The following is a 14,337-nucleotide window of genomic DNA, read 5'->3' on the forward strand; positions in this document are numbered from 1 at the left end:
CATGTCCGGGGCGCTCAGGCCCCGGCGGTCTCCAGGAGCGCCTCGACGGCGAGCTTCCCGAGCGCGTTCGACGCCAGCGGGCTGTCCCCGGTGACGAGGTTCCGGTCCCGGTGGACCGTCCCGGCCATGTCGTCGTTGACGATCGTCAGCCCCTGCTTCTCCAGCTCCTCGGCGACGTACCACCGCATGTGCCCGGGGAGGTAGCCGATCTCGACGTTCGCCCCACGGTCGAGCGCGTCCGGGAAGACGCACACGCTGTAGCCGTCGAACCGGGACGCCCGGCCCCGCCCGGAGGCGAGGAGCGCGGCGGGACCGTGGCACAGGGTGACGACGACGCGCTCCCGGTCCTGCGCCCAGTCGAGGACGTCCTGGACGAGCGGGCTGTCCGGGAGGCCGAGCACCGCGCCGTGCCCGCCGGGGATGAACACGGCGAGGTAGTCGGAGTCCTCGCCGAGCTCGTTGTCGACGACGTCCGCCAGCGACTTCGGCTCGCGGAACGACTCACGGAGCTGCCGGTACGTGTCGGAGACGGTCTCGTCCTCCGCCGGGAAGGCCCAGTGCTCGAACTTCGCGGGGGCGCCGGTCAGCGTCGCCACCTCGACACCGAACCCGGTGTCCATGAGGTGCCGGAGCGGGACGAGGGTCTCGACCGGGTGGTTGCCCGTGGAGAAGAACGCCCCCTCCTCGGTGTGGAGGTAGCGCTCCTCCGTCGCGATGACGAGGACCTTCCAGCGGCCACCGGTGTAGGCGCCCGGGTGCTCGGCGCCGTCGAAGTCGGTCCGCGGCGGGACGTACTGGCTGAGCGAGTACGGGGAGGGGAAGAAGGCCTCGTCCTCCGCGCGGTCGGGGGTGGGGGTGCGGTCCTGGGTGTCGGTCATGTCGGCTCCTCGGTCTCGGGTTCGGTGGTATGCAGCCGTCCACCCTACCTGTGGCACAGTCGGCTGTGCCGTGACCGGAAGAAACTCAGTCCTTGATCTCCGTTTTATGAAGTTGCTCGTCGAGATCCTCCGGATCGAGGTTCGCGGAGGAGAACGCGCTGGTCAACGGCAGTCTCAGTTCGAGGTCCGTGCCCGGGCACAATTCGATCTTCCCCTCGGAGAGGGTGAAATCGAGGACGTGACCGCCCCGCGTCCGGGCGTCGTCAATGAAATGGACGTGACACCCGGGGACGGAGATCATCTTCTCGTAGATCGGGGTGCGGAAGCCGGCGATGACGCCGGAGACGTCCGTGAACTCCTGCACGGCGTCGTCGTCCGTCGCCTCGGTCATCGGCCGGTACGGGCGCTCCTGGCGGACGACGGTGCGCGTCCGCACCGACGAGAACGTCCCGGTGATGCGCACGGCGTACATGTAGTTCGCCGACGGCGTCATGTCGTCGATGAACGCCGAGAGGTCGGCGCGCCGGATGTCCCGCGGCGCCCGGCGGCGGATGCGGGGGACGAAGTTCGTGGCGACGGCGTACGGGCTGCGGGCCCCGAGGTCCGCCCGCCGGGCCGTGCCGTCGTGGAGGAGCTGGTGGCACACGCCGTCGACGATGACCATCTCGCCGTCGAGGGCGTCGAACGTCCCGAGGCCGAAGTTGCCCTTGCCGAGGAGTTCACCGACGGTCATCTCGCCGTCGTAGATGCCGTCGAGCAGGGCGGTCATGAGGGAGTTCTGGAAGATCGTGTGGCGGGTGACAGGGCGGTCCGACATGCCCCCAGTCTGCCACCGCCCCCGTCGTCGGCCCCCCGACCCGGGGGCCCGGCCGTCACCCGGCCGTCCCCGGTCCCCCCGGGTGGCACCGCGTGGGGTGCGGGACGGAACCGCGCGGGGCCCGGCCGGCACCCGGCCGTCCCCGGTCCCCCCGCGCGGAACGGGCTACGCCGTCGGGGCCTGCCCGGCCTTCGCGGCGGCGACGCGCTCCTTGAGCGCCTCGAACTCGTCCCAGACCTCCTGCGGCACCTTCGGGCCGAGGAACCGCAGCCACTGCTCGTTGTCCGCGATGTCGTTCTCCCAGTCCTCCGGCGGCGCGCTCAGCGCCTCGCGGATGTCCGCCTCCGGCTCGGAGACGCCGTCGAGGTCGAGGTCCTCGTACCGGGCGGTGTGGCCGACGACCGTCTCGTCCGCGCCGACCCGCCCCTCGATCCGGTCGATGATCCACTTGAGGACGCGGCTGTTCTCACCGAAGCCGGGCCAGAGGAAGCGTCCGTCGTCACCCCTCCGGAACCAGTTCACGAGGAACACCTCGGGCATCCTGTCCCCGCCGCGGCGGCCCATCTCGATCCAGTGCTGCAGGTACTCGCCGGCGTTGTAGCCGATGAACGGCAGCATGGCCATCGGGTCGTGCCGGAGGGTGCCGACGCTCGCCTCCGCGGCGGCGGCCGTCTGGCCGGACGCGAGCGTCGCCCCGATGTACGTCGCGTGGTTCCACGACCGGGCCTGCGTGACCAGCGGCACCGTGTCCGGGCGGCGGCCGCCGAAGAGGATGGCGGACACCGGCACGCCCTTCGGGTCGTCGTACTCCGGCGCGGCGACCGGGCACTGGGAGATCGGCGTGCAGTACCGGGAGTTCGGGTGCGCGGCGAGGCCCTCGCTGTCCGGGGTCCACTCGTTGCCGAGCCAGTCGATGAGGTGGTCGGGCCGGTTCTCCAGGCCCTCCCACCAGACGCCGCCGTCGTCGGTGAGGGCGACGTTGGTGTAGATGTTGTTGCCCGGCTCGAGGGTCTTCATGGCGTTCGGGTTGGAGGCGTAGTTCGTGCCCGGGGCGACGCCGAAGAAGCCGTTCTCCGGGTTGACCGCGTAGAGGCGGCCGTCCTCGCCGAAGTGGAGCCAGGCGATGTCGTCACCGATGACCTCGGCGCGCCAGCCGGGGACGGTGGGCTGGATCATCGCGAGGTTCGTCTTGCCGCACGCGGAGGGGAACGCCGCGCAGATGTAGTACGCCTTGTCCTCCGGGGAGATGAGCTTGAGGATGAGCATGTGCTCGGCCAGCCAGCCCTCGTCGTGGGCCATCGCCGAGGCGATGCGCAGGGCGTAGCACTTCTTGGCGAGGATGGCGTTGCCGCCGTAGCCGGAGCCGTAGGACCAGATCTCGCGGTCCTCGGGGAAGTGGGAGATGTACTTCGTGTCGTTGCACGGCCACGTCGAGTCCTCCTCGCCCTCGGCGAGCGGGGCGCCGATGGAGTGCAGGCCCTTGACGAAGCCCCCGTCCGGCCCGATCTTCTCCAGCGCCTCGGAGCCCATGCGGGTCATGATGCGCATGGACAGCACGACGTACGGGGAGTCCGTGAGCTCGATGCCGAGCTTCGGGTCCGGGTCGGAGATCGGCCCCATGCAGAAGGGCACGACGTACATCGTGCGGCCCTTCATGCTGCCCCGGTAGTGCTCCCGCATCTCGGCGCGCATGGCGTCCGGGGCGGCCCAGTTGTTCGTCGGGCCGGCGCCCTCCTCCGTCTCCGTGCAGATGAAGGTGCGGGACTCGACGCGGGCGACGTCGCCGGCGTCCGAGCGGGCGAGGAAGGAGTTCGGCTGACGGTCCTCGTTGAGCTTCACGAGGGTCCCGTGCTCCACGAGCTGGTCGGTGAGCCGGTTCCACTCGGCGTCGGACCCGTCGCAGAACTCGACGGCGTCCGGCTGGCAGAGCTCGACGCACTCGCGGATCCAGTCCAGCAGCGCCGTGTTCTCGGTCGGGGGGGCGTCGGCAAGTCCGGGAATCGTCATCGTCATACTCCTGACGGTCAGAAAGTGGTTGTCGGGGTGATCGGGGCTATAGGGGGTGGGGTTCCACGGACCGGACCCCGGCACACGGGGAGGCCGACCGTCGAGACACCCCCAACACTAACCCCAACTCCCCTTCTCAACACATGTCCACACGGCAGCGTCCCAGATTTCGCCCGTAAAGGAGGGGTGATTCGGGGGTAGTGTGTGACCCGGATCTCTCCCGGGGGCGGGATGCCACCCGCCGGTCCCGGGGACGACGGCCGCACCGGGGGCCGCGGGGTCGCCGTCGGCACCGGCGGTGCCGGGGGCCGCGGGGTCGCCGTCGGGGGCGCCGGGCACGTCGGGGGCACCGTCAGCGCCGGCGGCACCGGGCACGTCGGGAACACCGGGGGTCCCCGGCAGCAGCCGCCGCCACGCGCTCCACGCGCCGCTGAACTCGACGACGGACGCGTGGTCGAGCACCCCGTCCCCGTCGGTGTCGGACAGGACGGACATCCCGCGCTCGTCCGTCAGCGTCACGGCGTCCTCCGCCGGGTCGACGAACACCCCCGTCCCCCCGGTCCCTCCCGTCGGGCCGAACCCGGTGTCCCCGGGCAGCCCCGTCCCCCCGGCGGGACCACCCCCACCGGGGTCGGCCTCCCACCCGTACCCGGGCAGGGCGCTGAGCCCCCGCCCCGGGTCACCGTCCGACCACCAGTCCGTCACATCACCCACGACGTCACCCACGACGTCACCCCCGATGTCACCCGCGATGTCATCCACGGCCGACCGCCTCCTCCGTCTCCGTCTCCGTGTCCGTCCGCGCCTGGTCAGGCGCCTGTTCCTGTGTCCGGTCCCGCATCTGCGTCTCCCCCGGCCCCTCCCGGTCCCCGGTCCCCACGTCGTGCCTCGTCCCCCGCGTCCCCCGCGTCCCCTGTGCCTCCCCCGGCCCCTCCCGGTCCCCGGTCCCCACGCCGTGCCCCGTCCCATGCGTCTCCCGTGTCCCCTGTGCCTCCCCCGGCCCCTCCCGGTCCCCGGTCCCCACGCCGTGCCCCGTCCCCGCGGCGGGCCACCCGGCGGCGACGGCGTCGGCCACCCGGGGGACCCGCAGCTGGACGACACACGCGGCGATCTGCGCGGACCACCGCTCCCGCCACGCCGCGACCTCCCGGGCGCGTCGTCGGGCGGCGGCCCGCTGCCGGTCCATCCACCAGCGCACCCCCGCCACGGCCCCGGTGACGACCAGCCCCACGACCACCGCGGCCCACACGGGGGCCCCGGCCCGGAGGACGGCCGCCCCGGAGGCCACGCCGCCCGCCATCGCCCCGGTCCCGGTCACGACGGCACCCGTCAGCGGCGACGGCCCCTCCGCCCCCGCGGCACCGTGACCGGCGGACGCGCCGGCCCCGGTCGCGACGGCCCCGGTCGCACCACCGCCACCGGCACCGGCACCGTTAGCACCACCACCGCCAGCACCACCGCCGCCACCGGCACCACCAGCACCGCCGCACGCCCCACCACCCGGCGCGGGCAGCGGCGGCACCGCCACCCCGTGGGCCAGCACGGTCCGCCGCAGCGCCGCCGCCATGACCGCGTCCGGGTCGGCGCAGCGGCCCTCCACCCACGCCCGGGCGACGTCCCGGCACGCCCGCTCACCGTCGATCCGCACGGCGATCCGCACCCGTTCCAACCGGTCGGCGTCCGCCCGGCGCGCGTCGGCCACCCACCGCCCCCGGTCGACCCACAGGTCGCCGACGACCACGTTGACCGTCGCCGGGGTGCACACGACCACACCGGGCTCCGCCGGCGGGGGCGGAGGCGGGGAGGCGGCGTCGTCCCCCGTGACGGCGACGACGCACACCCCCATCGCGTCCCGGACGGCGCGGACCACCTCCAGCTCCTCCTCCCCCAGCCGCGGGACGACGGCGACGACCCCGTCGACGCCCTCCCCCGGCCCCGCACCCGGCCGCACCCGGCACCCCCGGACCGTCGCCGAGAGACGGTCGACGGACATCCTGTCCGGTCCGATGACCGACACAACCCTCACAGCAGTTCCCCCTCACCCCGTCGTCTGCAACAATGACTGGGATGTCTACCCCCCATAGTGTTCCTCAGGATGATACGGGAAAGGCGCCCCGCGCGGGGCGGCCCCCGCAGACGGACTTCGCCGACGGCCGGGACTACCCGCGACTCGGCGCGTTCAGCTTCCGCCGCGGCACGCTCACCGACAACCAGGAGCGGACGTGGCGCGACCACTGGCCGCACCTCGGCCGGGACCTCGGCGACGAGGTCGTCGACATGACGGAGTGGTTCGGCCGCGAGGCCCCGACCATCGTGGAGATCGGGTCCGGCACGGGCACGTCCACCGCCGCGATGGCCCCCGTCGAACCCGACCACAACATCGTCGCGGTGGAGATCTACCGGCCCGGCCTGGCGAAGCTCCTCGGCGCGTGCGTGCGCGGGGACATCACGAACATGCGGATGATCAAGGGCGACGGCGTGGAGGTCCTCCAGCGGATGATCGCCCCGGGGTCGCTCGACGGCGTGCGGATCTTCTTCCCCGACCCGTGGCCGAAGGCCCGCCACCACAAGCGGCGCATCATCCAGTCCGGCCCGCTGCACCTCATCGCGTCGCGGCTCCGGCCCGGCGGGATCCTCCACGTGGCGACCGACCACGCGGAGTACGCGGAGTGGATCACCGAGCTCGTCGACGTCGAGCCGGAGCTGGAGTACCTCGGCTGGCCGGCCGACGTCCCCGTGCTCACCGACCGCCAGGTCGTGACGAAGTTCGAGGCCAAGGGGATCGACAAGGACCACACGATCACCGAGTACCTCTGGAGGAGACGATGAGCAGACTGCTTCTGGTGTGGGACGCACCGAACCTGGACATGGGGCTCGGCGCGATCCTCGGCGGCCGCCCCACCGCCGTCCACCGCCCGCGGTTCGACGCCGTCGGCCGCTGGCTCATCGGCCGCGCCCGGGAGCTCGGCGGGGAGACGGCGGCGGTCGCCGCCGAGGGGGACGACGGGCACCTCCCCGACGGGGCCGTCGAGCCGGAGGCGACCGTGTTCACGAACGTCGTGCCGGGCACCGCGGAGAACATCCGGCCGTGGATCGAGGCGCTGCGCAACGTCGGCTTCGCCGTGTTCGCCAAGCCGAAGCTCACGGACGACTCGGACGTCGACCCGGACATGCTCGCGCACATCCGCGCCCGCCACGAGGAGGGCACGCTCGCCGGCGTCGTCGTGGCCAGCGCGGACGGGCAGAACTTCCGCCTGCCGCTCGAGGAGCTCGCGCAGGAGATACCGGTCACGGTCATCGGCTTCCACGAGCACGCGACGTGGGCGGTGGACAACGAGCACCTGGAGTTCGTCGACCTCGAGGACATCCCGGACGTCTTCCGCGAGCCGCTGCCGCGGGTGAACCTGGACTCGCTGCCCGAGGGCGGCGCGTGGCTGCAACCGTTCCGCCCGCTGTCGGCCCTCATGGGGTAGACGGCACGGCACCACCCCACACGGCCGGCGCGACCGCCGACCACGACCGCACACGGCCACGACGGCCGGGAAGGCTAGGAAGGCACAGACCATGTTCTCCACCTGGGGCTCCGTCGCCTACAGATTCCGCCGGGTCATCCCCGTCATCGTCATCGCGCTCGTCGCCCTGCTCTACGGCGTCCTCGGCACCCAGCTCGACGACCGGATGAGCCAGGAGGGCTGGGACGACCCGGGCAGCAAGTCGACCCGCGCGGCGCAGATCGAGCAGGACATCTTCGGGCGCGACGACTCCGGCGACGTCATCGTCCTCGTCACCGCCGACCGGCCGGGCGTCGTCGACTCCCCCGCCGTCCGCGACAGCATGACCCGGCAGCTCACCGGGCTCGCCGCGGACCACCCGGACCAGATCTCCCACGTGGTCAGCTACTTCGAGCGCGCGCAGAAGGAGATGATCACCCCCGACGGCACCTCCGCGTTCGCGGCCGTCGGCCTCCGGGGCGTGGACCAGGACGTGCTGCGGAACTTCCGGGCCGTGGAGGACGACCTCCGCGCGATCCACGTCGACGGCGCGACCGTGGAGATCGGCGGGGCGACCGCCGTCGCCGACGCCCTCGACGAGGGCATGTCCAGTGACATCAGCCGCGCGGAGCTCTTCGGCCTGCCGGCGGTGGCCGTGCTGCTGCTCCTCGTCTTCGGCGGGGTCGTCGCGGCGTGGATGCCGCTCATCGTGGGGGTGCTCTCGATCCTCGGGTCGATGGGCGTGCTCGCGGTCCTCGCGAACGTCGTCGAGGTCAACGTCTTCGCCCAGTCCGTGGTCACCCTCCTCGGCCTCGGCCTCGCGATCGACTACGGGCTGTTCATGGTCTCCCGGTTCCGGGAGGAGCTCGCGGACGGCCAGGACGTGCCGACGGCCGTGCGGAACACGACGGCGACGGCGGGCAAGACGGTCGTCTTCTCCGCGGCGATGGTCGCGGTGGCGCTGTCGGGCCTGCTCATCTTCCCGCAGGCGTTCCTCAAGTCCGTGGCCTACGGCGCGGTGTCCGCCGTCGCCCTCGCCGCGGTGCTGTCCGTCGCGGTGCTGCCGAGCATCTTCGCGATGCTCGGCCCGAACATCGACCGCTGGTCGTGGAAGCGGCACCACCGGACGCGGCAGGAGACGGTGGACTCCTTCTGGGGCCGGCTGCCGGTGTTCGCCATGCGGCACAAGTGGGTCGTGACCGTGGGGGTGTGCGCCCTGCTCCTCGCGCTGACCGCCCCGCTGGCGGGCATCCGCTTCGGCGGCATCAACGAGTCCTACCTGCCCCCGCAGCAGCAGACGCGCGTCGCCCAGGACCACTTCAACGACCGTTTCCCCACGTTCCGCACGGACCCGGTGAAGCTCGTCATCGAGGGGGACAACGCGGCCGTGGCCTCGGTGTACCGGAAGACGCGGGCGGTGGAGGGGCTCACGGGCCCGTTCCAGGTCTCGCGTCCGACGAAGGAGGGGACGACGGTCCTCTCCGCGGGCATCACCGACCGGGACGACAACGACCGCATCGTGAAGCAGCTGCGGGACATCGGCCGGTCGGTCCCGGGGGCGACGGTGCACGTCGCCGGCACCCCGGCGATGGAGGTGGAGTCCGTCGAGGCGTTGCTCGACCGGCTGCCGTGGATGCTGCTCTACATCGTCGCCGCGACGTTCATCCTGCTGTCCCTCGTCTTCGGGTCGGTGATCCTGCCGGCGAAGGCGGTCATCATGAACATGCTCGGCACGGGCGCGACGCTGGGCGTGCTCACCGCGCTGTTCGTCGACGGCGTCGGTTCGACCCTGTTCTCCTTCACCCCGGGGCCGCTCATGAGCCCGGTGCTCGTGCTCATCGTCGCGATCGTCTACGGCCTGTCGACGGACTACGAGGTGTTCCTCGTGTCGCGGATGGTCGAGGCCCGCGCCCGTGGGGCGACGACGCCGCAGGCCATCCGCTTCGGCACGGCGACGACCGGCGGGATCATCACCGCGGCGGCGCTCATCATGATCGTCGTGTGCGGGGCCTTCGGGTTCTCCTCGATCGTCATGATGAAGTACATCGCCTTCGGCATGATCGCCGCGCTGCTGCTCGACGCGACGATCATCCGCATGCTGCTCGTGCCCGCGGTGATGTACCTCCTGCGGGAGGACTGCTGGTGGGCGCCCCGGTGGGTCCGCGTGCTGTCCGAGCACGTCGGGCACCACGAGCAGCTCGCGCCGCCCGCCGGCGCGCCCGGGGGCTTCGCCGGTGCCGGGGCCGGGACCGCAGCCGGTGCCGGGGCCGCTGCCGGTGTCGGTGCAGGTGCCGACGCGGGGACCGCCCCCACGACCGCCGCCTCCCCCGCGGGCGCGGCCGCCGGACCGGCCGGGACCACTGGGACCGCCGTGTCCACCGGTGACCGCACCGGTGACCGCACCGCGGACCGCACGGGCGCGCGGCGCACGGGTGTGCCCGTGCAGACGATCCTCGACTCGATGGAGCACGAGCGGCTCCCCCAGCGGATCGCCGCCGCCGAGGGCCGGGCCGCCGCCCCGGGCAGTGCGGACGGTGCAGGCGGCGCAGACAGCGCCGACGGCGCAGGGAGCCCGGCCACCACGGACACCACCGCCACCGTGGGCACCGCCGCCACCGTGGGCACCGCCCGCGCGCTCCGCGTCCGCCGCGGCGAGCGCGAGGGCGCGGTCAGCGTGGAGGAGATGGTCCGTCGCGTCCGGTCCGGCGTGACCGGCACCACCGGCACGACCGGCACGACCGGCACCACCGCCACCACCGGCACGGACACCCCGCGCGGGGACGCCGGCACCGGGGAGGGCTCCGTCGACCCCTCGACCCCCGCCACCCCCGCCGACCGGACCGGGCGCACCGACCCGTCGACCCCCGACCACAGCCCCACGTCCGGGGACGGCCGTCACTAGTGGCCCCCGGCATCGAGATCCGCCGCTCCCGGTGGAGACGTGTCGTCCGCGCCCTGCGTGACCCCTGGGTGCGGACGCTCCTCGCCGTCGTCCTCCTCGCCCTCGCGGCGTTCCTCCTCCGCGACCAGAAGCACTTCCTCGCCGAGGGCTGGGCGACGCTCGCCCGCGCGAACAACTGGTACCTCGCCGGCGCGGTCATCGCGATGGCCCTGGCGATGGTCACGCAGGCCGAGGTCATGGTCGTGCTCCTGCGGACCGCGGGTGTCCGCGTGGCGCGGGGCGTGGCGAACGCCCTCGGCCTCGCCGCGAACTCGTGGTCGCTGACCTTCCCCGGCGGCCCGGCGATCTCCGCGGCGATGATCTTCCGCGAGCAGCTGAAGTGGGGGGCCACGCCCGTCATCGCCAGCTGGTACATGGTCCTGTCCGGGGCGTTGTCCGCCGGGGGCATGGCGCTGCTCGGCCTCGGGGCCGTGTTCTTCCTCGGCGCGCGTGTCCAGCCGCTCACCCTGGCGATCTCCCTGCTCGTGCTCGTCGTGCTGGCCTGGGCGACGAACTGGGCGGCGACGCACCCCCGCGCCGTCGAACGCCGGCTCCTCGCCGCGCTCACCGCGTTCAACCGGCGGCGCGGCGCCGCCGACGACCGGTGGCACGACCGGATCCGCGCCTTCACCGAGCAGCTCAGCGCCGTGCAGCTGCCGCTGCCCCGGCTCACCCTCGCGATGGTGTGGTCGCTGCTCAACTGGATCGCGGAGATCGCCTGCCTGCTCCTCGCCATCGAGGCCGTCGGGGGGACGCCGCCGGTCGCGGCCGTCGTCCTCGCCTTCCTCGCCGCGAAGCTCGTGGGGCAGGCGCCGGTCACCCCGGGCGGGTTGGGTCCGGTGGATCTCGCGTTGACGACGATGCTCGTCAGCGTCGGGGCGATGCCGTCCGCGGACGCCCTCGCGGCGGTGATCCTCTTCCGGATGGTGAGCTTCGCCCTCCCCGCCGTCGTGGGCTGGCTCGTGTTCCTCGCCATGTTCATCGCCCGGTCCCACCGCGGCGGCACCCGCCGTCGCGGGGAGGCCTGACGGCGTCGACCCCCTCCTCCGGCCCGCCCCTCCCGCCCACCCCCTCCCGCCCGGCACAGACCGCGCACACGCGGCGTCGTCCCCCCCTCCCCCGGAGACGCGGCGTCGTCTCCCCTCCCCCGGACACGCGGCGTCGTCTCCCCTCCCCCGCACACGGCACCGCCCCGACCTGGCCCGACCCCGGGACGCATGGTCCGGGGCGGCCCACGTCGGGGCGGTGCCGTCAGTACTCCGCAGACGACCGGGCGCGCGGGCCCGGTCCCCCCGGGCCATGCTGAACGGCCCGGGGATGGTACCCGGCCGGTGGTCCCGGCCGGTGTGGCCGGTGGTCCCGGCCGGTGGTGCCTACTTCACGGCGCCGTCGGTGACCTCGTCGATCCAGGGCTTGAGGCCGTGGAGGGTGACGAAGTAGGAGTCGACGGCGTTCGCCTCGGAGAACATGCCGATGAGCTTGCCGTCCTTGAAGACGGGCGCGCCGGTGTAGCGGTTGGTCTGCATGCCCTCGGTGATGCCGCGGCCCTGCTCGAGCTTCGGGCCGCGGAAGGCCACGGTGCCCTTGCCGCCGTTGTCGTCGACGGAGAGCACGGGGATGGACCACGCCTCGGGGCCGTTGTCGGTGTAGACCATGACCTGCACCGTGTCGCCGACCTTCGGGGTCTCGTCGGAGATCTCGGCGGAGGGCTGGCGGGTCGGGCTGTCGAGCTCGACGAGCCCGGACGCGACGCTGCCCTTCTCCAGGTTGCCGTGGTAGGTCTCCTTGATGTCGCTGGACCAGCCCTCGGGGAAGGACGCGGTCTTCGCGGTGCGGATCTCCTGGCTGTCACCGGTCGTGCAGGTGGAGTCCGTGAGGACCCACGTCGGCGCGATCTGGACGCCGTGGCAGCGGGTGAGGCCGTCGAGGTAGCTCACCGTGGCGACGCCGAGGCCCTCGGGCATCGGGGAGACGGTGACGTCGCCGGCGGCGGACGAGGAACCGTGGGTGTGGCCGTGGTCGTGGTCGTGGGCGAGGGAGCCCGCGAGCTGGGACGAGCCGGCGGCGACGTCGTCGGAGGACGGGGCGGGGTGGGCGGACGCCGGGCCGGCGAGGACCGCGGCGGCGGTGAGGCCGGCGAGGGCGAGGGCGACGGGACGGACGATTGTGCGTGAACGGGTCATGCAGACATCTCCTACTTGTTGAAAGTCATGTTCATTTAAGAACCTAGCCCCTCTCGGACACCTGTGCCGGACGGGCCGGCCGCCGACACCCCCGTCGTCGCCGTCGTCCCAGGTCAGCGCACACCCGGACCCGACCGTGACGGACCCCCCGACCCGACCCGGCGTTATGCTCGACGGTATGTCTGAATCCGCGCAACCCGATCACCCCGATCGCACCGACCACCCGGCCCGCCCCGCGCGCACCGACCGCACCGGCACCCCGGACGCGGCCGCGCCCACCCTGCTCACGGCCGGTCTGAGCCGGGGGGCGGCCGTCGCCGCGGACGTCATCGCCGTCCTCGTCTTCGCCCTCCTGGCCCGGATCGCGCACAACTCCCCCGAGCTGCCGCTGTCCGTCGGCGGCTGGATCAGCACCGCCTGGCCGTTCGTCCTCGGCACGCTCATCGCGTGGGGGCTGCTCGCCGCCGGGGTCCTCCGGCCCGCCCGGGGCACGGTCGTGCTCATCTGGCTGTCCACCGTCGTCGTCGGTCTCGTCGTGTGGGGCATCCGGCACACCCAGGTCCCCCACTGGTCCTTCATGATCGTCGCGGCCGTCACCTCCGCGATCCTGCTGTTCGGGTGGAGGCTCATCTCCGCCCGGCTGCACCGGCGCCCGTGACCCGCCCCGGCGACGCGGGCCTCACCCCCGCCGACCCCGGATACCGCCGACTCACCGTCGGGGCCCTGTGCGCGGGCCTCGCCAGCTTCTCCGCCCTCTACGCCACGCAGGCGCTCCTGCCGACGCTCACCGACCGCCTCGGCGTCACGCCGGCCACCGCCGCGCTCACCGTCTCGGCGACGACGGGGGCGCTCGCGCTCGCCGTCGTCCCCGCGGGCATCCTCGCCGAGCGCATCGGCCGCCGCCGCACCCTCCGGTGGTCCGTCCTCACCGCGACCGCCCTCACGATGCTGCTCGCCCTCGCCCCCGGGATCCGCACCCTCATCGTCCTCCGGGCCGTGCAGGGTGTCGCCGTCGCCGGGGTGCCCGCGGTCATCATGGTCCACCTCACCGAGGAGGTCGACCGGGCGCACCTGCCGGCGATCATGGGCCGCTACGTCGCCGGGACGACCGTCGGCGGGCTCATGGGGCGGCTCATCCCCTCCGGGGTGCTCGCCGTCGCCGACTGGCGGGCCGCGCTGCTCGTCAGCGGCGCGGTCGCGTTCGTCGCGGGCGTCGTGTGCGCCCGGGCGCTCCCCGCGCAGCGCCGCTGGGACCCGGACCGGGTGGACCTGCGCGCCGAGGTCGCCGCGTTCCGTCGGCACTGGGCCACACCCCGGCTCGCCGCCCTGTTCGTCCTCCCCTTCCTCCTCATGGGCGTCTTCGTCTCCCTCTACAACTTCCTCGGCTACCGCCTCGGCGACCGGTTCGGCCTGCCGGAGGCGCTCGCCGGCCTCGTGTTCGTGCTCTACCTCTCCGGCACGTGGTCCGCGGCCCGGGCGGGGGCGTTCGTCGAGCGTTTCGGCTCCGGGCGCGTGACCGTCGCCGGGTCGGCGGTCGGGGTCGTGGGGCTGCTCGTCCTCCTCCTGCCGTCGGTGGTGACGACGGTCCTCGGCGCGCTGCTCGTCACCGCCGCGTTCTTCGCGGTGCACTCGACGGCCTCCGCGCTCGTCGGGCGGACGGCCCGGCGGGACCGGCCGGAGGCGTCGTCGATGTACGTGATGTGCTACTACGTGGGGTCGTGCGTCATCGGGTGGAGCTCCGGGCACGTCCTCGACCTCGGGTGGTCCGCGCTGGTCATCTGGCTGACGGTCCTCCAGGCGGCCGCCCTGCTGCTCTGCGTGTGGCTCGCGTCCACATCTGGTACACAGGTCCGGGAACGGTCGGGGGACTGACGGGCCACGCGGTCCGACGGCCCCCCGCCGGCCGGTCACCGGCGCCCGGTTCCCCGGGTCGCAGCACCCTCCGACCACTGTTTTCCCGGCGATTTCACGCCGTTTTCCCGCGGGCGGGCCGCGTCGGGTTAGCATGAGGGCTAGTTAG

12 protein-coding genes and 1 pseudogene are annotated in these 14,337 nt (G+C 73.2%); 7 read left to right on the forward strand and 6 right to left on the reverse strand.

The features are described 5' to 3' along the window. Nucleotides 1–14: 14 nt before the first annotated feature. The 5 genes from hchA to CBOVI_RS09605 all read right to left on the reverse strand — a co-directional run bounded on the left by hchA (nt 15) and on the right by CBOVI_RS09605 (nt 5,695). Entirely contained in the window at nt 15–878 is an 864-nt protein-coding gene (hchA, locus tag CBOVI_RS09585) for a glyoxalase III HchA (RefSeq protein WP_010266477.1), read from the reverse strand. A gap of 85 nt (nt 879–963) precedes the next feature. Continuing rightward, on the reverse strand, nt 964–1,695 hold the full coding sequence (gene budA, locus CBOVI_RS09590) for an acetolactate decarboxylase (protein WP_010266471.1): 732 nt from the start codon (nt 1,693–1,695) through the stop codon (nt 964–966). A 165-nt stretch (nt 1,696–1,860) separates the two neighbouring features. Then, complete coding sequence (locus tag CBOVI_RS09595; RefSeq protein WP_029157758.1) at nt 1,861–3,702, reverse strand: phosphoenolpyruvate carboxykinase (GTP); 1,842 nt, start codon at nt 3,700–3,702, stop codon at nt 1,861–1,863. Between the two features lie 117 nt (nt 3,703–3,819). Beyond that, a complete protein-coding gene (locus CBOVI_RS09600; protein ID WP_125196970.1) occupies nt 3,820–4,464 on the reverse strand; it encodes a DUF6802 family protein in 645 nt (214 codons plus the stop codon). Next, nucleotides 4,457–5,695, reverse strand: coding sequence for a hypothetical protein (locus CBOVI_RS09605; RefSeq protein WP_183273745.1), 1,239 nt, complete (start codon nt 5,693–5,695; stop codon nt 4,457–4,459). Before CBOVI_RS09605 ends, CBOVI_RS09600 begins: the two co-directional genes overlap by 8 nt. 65 nt (nt 5,696–5,760) lie before the next feature. On the opposite strand from CBOVI_RS09605, the gene trmB reads away from it, so the two are divergent. The 5 genes and pseudogenes from trmB (at nt 5,761) to CBOVI_RS09625 (ending at nt 11,162) form a co-directional block, all read left to right on the forward strand. Continuing rightward, complete coding sequence (gene trmB, locus CBOVI_RS09610) at nt 5,761–6,531, forward strand: tRNA (guanosine(46)-N7)-methyltransferase TrmB (RefSeq protein WP_029157964.1); 771 nt, start codon at nt 5,761–5,763, stop codon at nt 6,529–6,531. Then, nucleotides 6,528–7,175 carry an NYN domain-containing protein gene (locus CBOVI_RS09615; RefSeq protein WP_010271740.1) on the forward strand — a complete coding sequence of 216 codons (648 nt, stop codon included), beginning with the start codon at nt 6,528–6,530 and terminating at the stop codon, nt 7,173–7,175. Before trmB ends, CBOVI_RS09615 begins: the two co-directional genes overlap by 4 nt. Nucleotides 7,176–7,266: 91 nt before the next feature. Further along, a pseudogene (locus CBOVI_RS09620) lies at nt 7,267–9,904 on the forward strand (MMPL family transporter). Next, a complete protein-coding gene (locus CBOVI_RS10875; protein WP_435384149.1) occupies nt 9,901–10,095 on the forward strand; it encodes a hypothetical protein in 195 nt (64 codons plus the stop codon). The pseudogene CBOVI_RS09620 and the gene CBOVI_RS10875 overlap by 4 nt, the downstream one beginning before the upstream one ends. Next, on the forward strand, nt 10,095–11,162 hold the full coding sequence (locus CBOVI_RS09625; RefSeq protein ID WP_010267543.1) for a lysylphosphatidylglycerol synthase transmembrane domain-containing protein: 1,068 nt from the start codon (nt 10,095–10,097) through the stop codon (nt 11,160–11,162). The genes CBOVI_RS10875 and CBOVI_RS09625 overlap by 1 nt, the downstream gene beginning before the upstream one ends. 345 nt (nt 11,163–11,507) lie before the next feature. Here CBOVI_RS09625 and CBOVI_RS09630 read toward each other — a convergent pair whose 3' ends face one another. Next, nucleotides 11,508–12,317, reverse strand: a complete 810-nt coding sequence (locus CBOVI_RS09630; protein WP_010267539.1) for a CBS domain-containing protein — start codon at nt 12,315–12,317, stop codon at nt 11,508–11,510. Nucleotides 12,318–12,495: 178 nt separating this feature from the next. On the opposite strand from CBOVI_RS09630, the gene CBOVI_RS09635 reads away from it, so the two are divergent. Together CBOVI_RS09635 and CBOVI_RS09640 are read left to right on the forward strand one after the other, a co-directional pair. Then, the gene (locus CBOVI_RS09635) at nt 12,496–12,975 is read left to right on the forward strand and encodes a DUF3054 domain-containing protein (RefSeq protein WP_125173687.1); all 480 of its coding nucleotides are present in this window, start codon (nt 12,496–12,498) and stop codon (nt 12,973–12,975) included. Further along, nucleotides 12,972–14,189 (forward strand): MFS transporter, encoded by a 1,218-nt coding sequence (locus tag CBOVI_RS09640; RefSeq protein WP_010267535.1) that lies wholly within the window; start codon nt 12,972–12,974, stop codon nt 14,187–14,189. Before CBOVI_RS09635 ends, CBOVI_RS09640 begins: the two co-directional genes overlap by 4 nt. Nucleotides 14,190–14,337 lie beyond the last annotated feature (148 nt).

Source organism: Corynebacterium bovis DSM 20582 = CIP 54.80 (assembly GCF_030408615.1).
GTDB lineage: Bacteria > Actinomycetota > Actinomycetes > Mycobacteriales > Mycobacteriaceae > Corynebacterium > Corynebacterium bovis.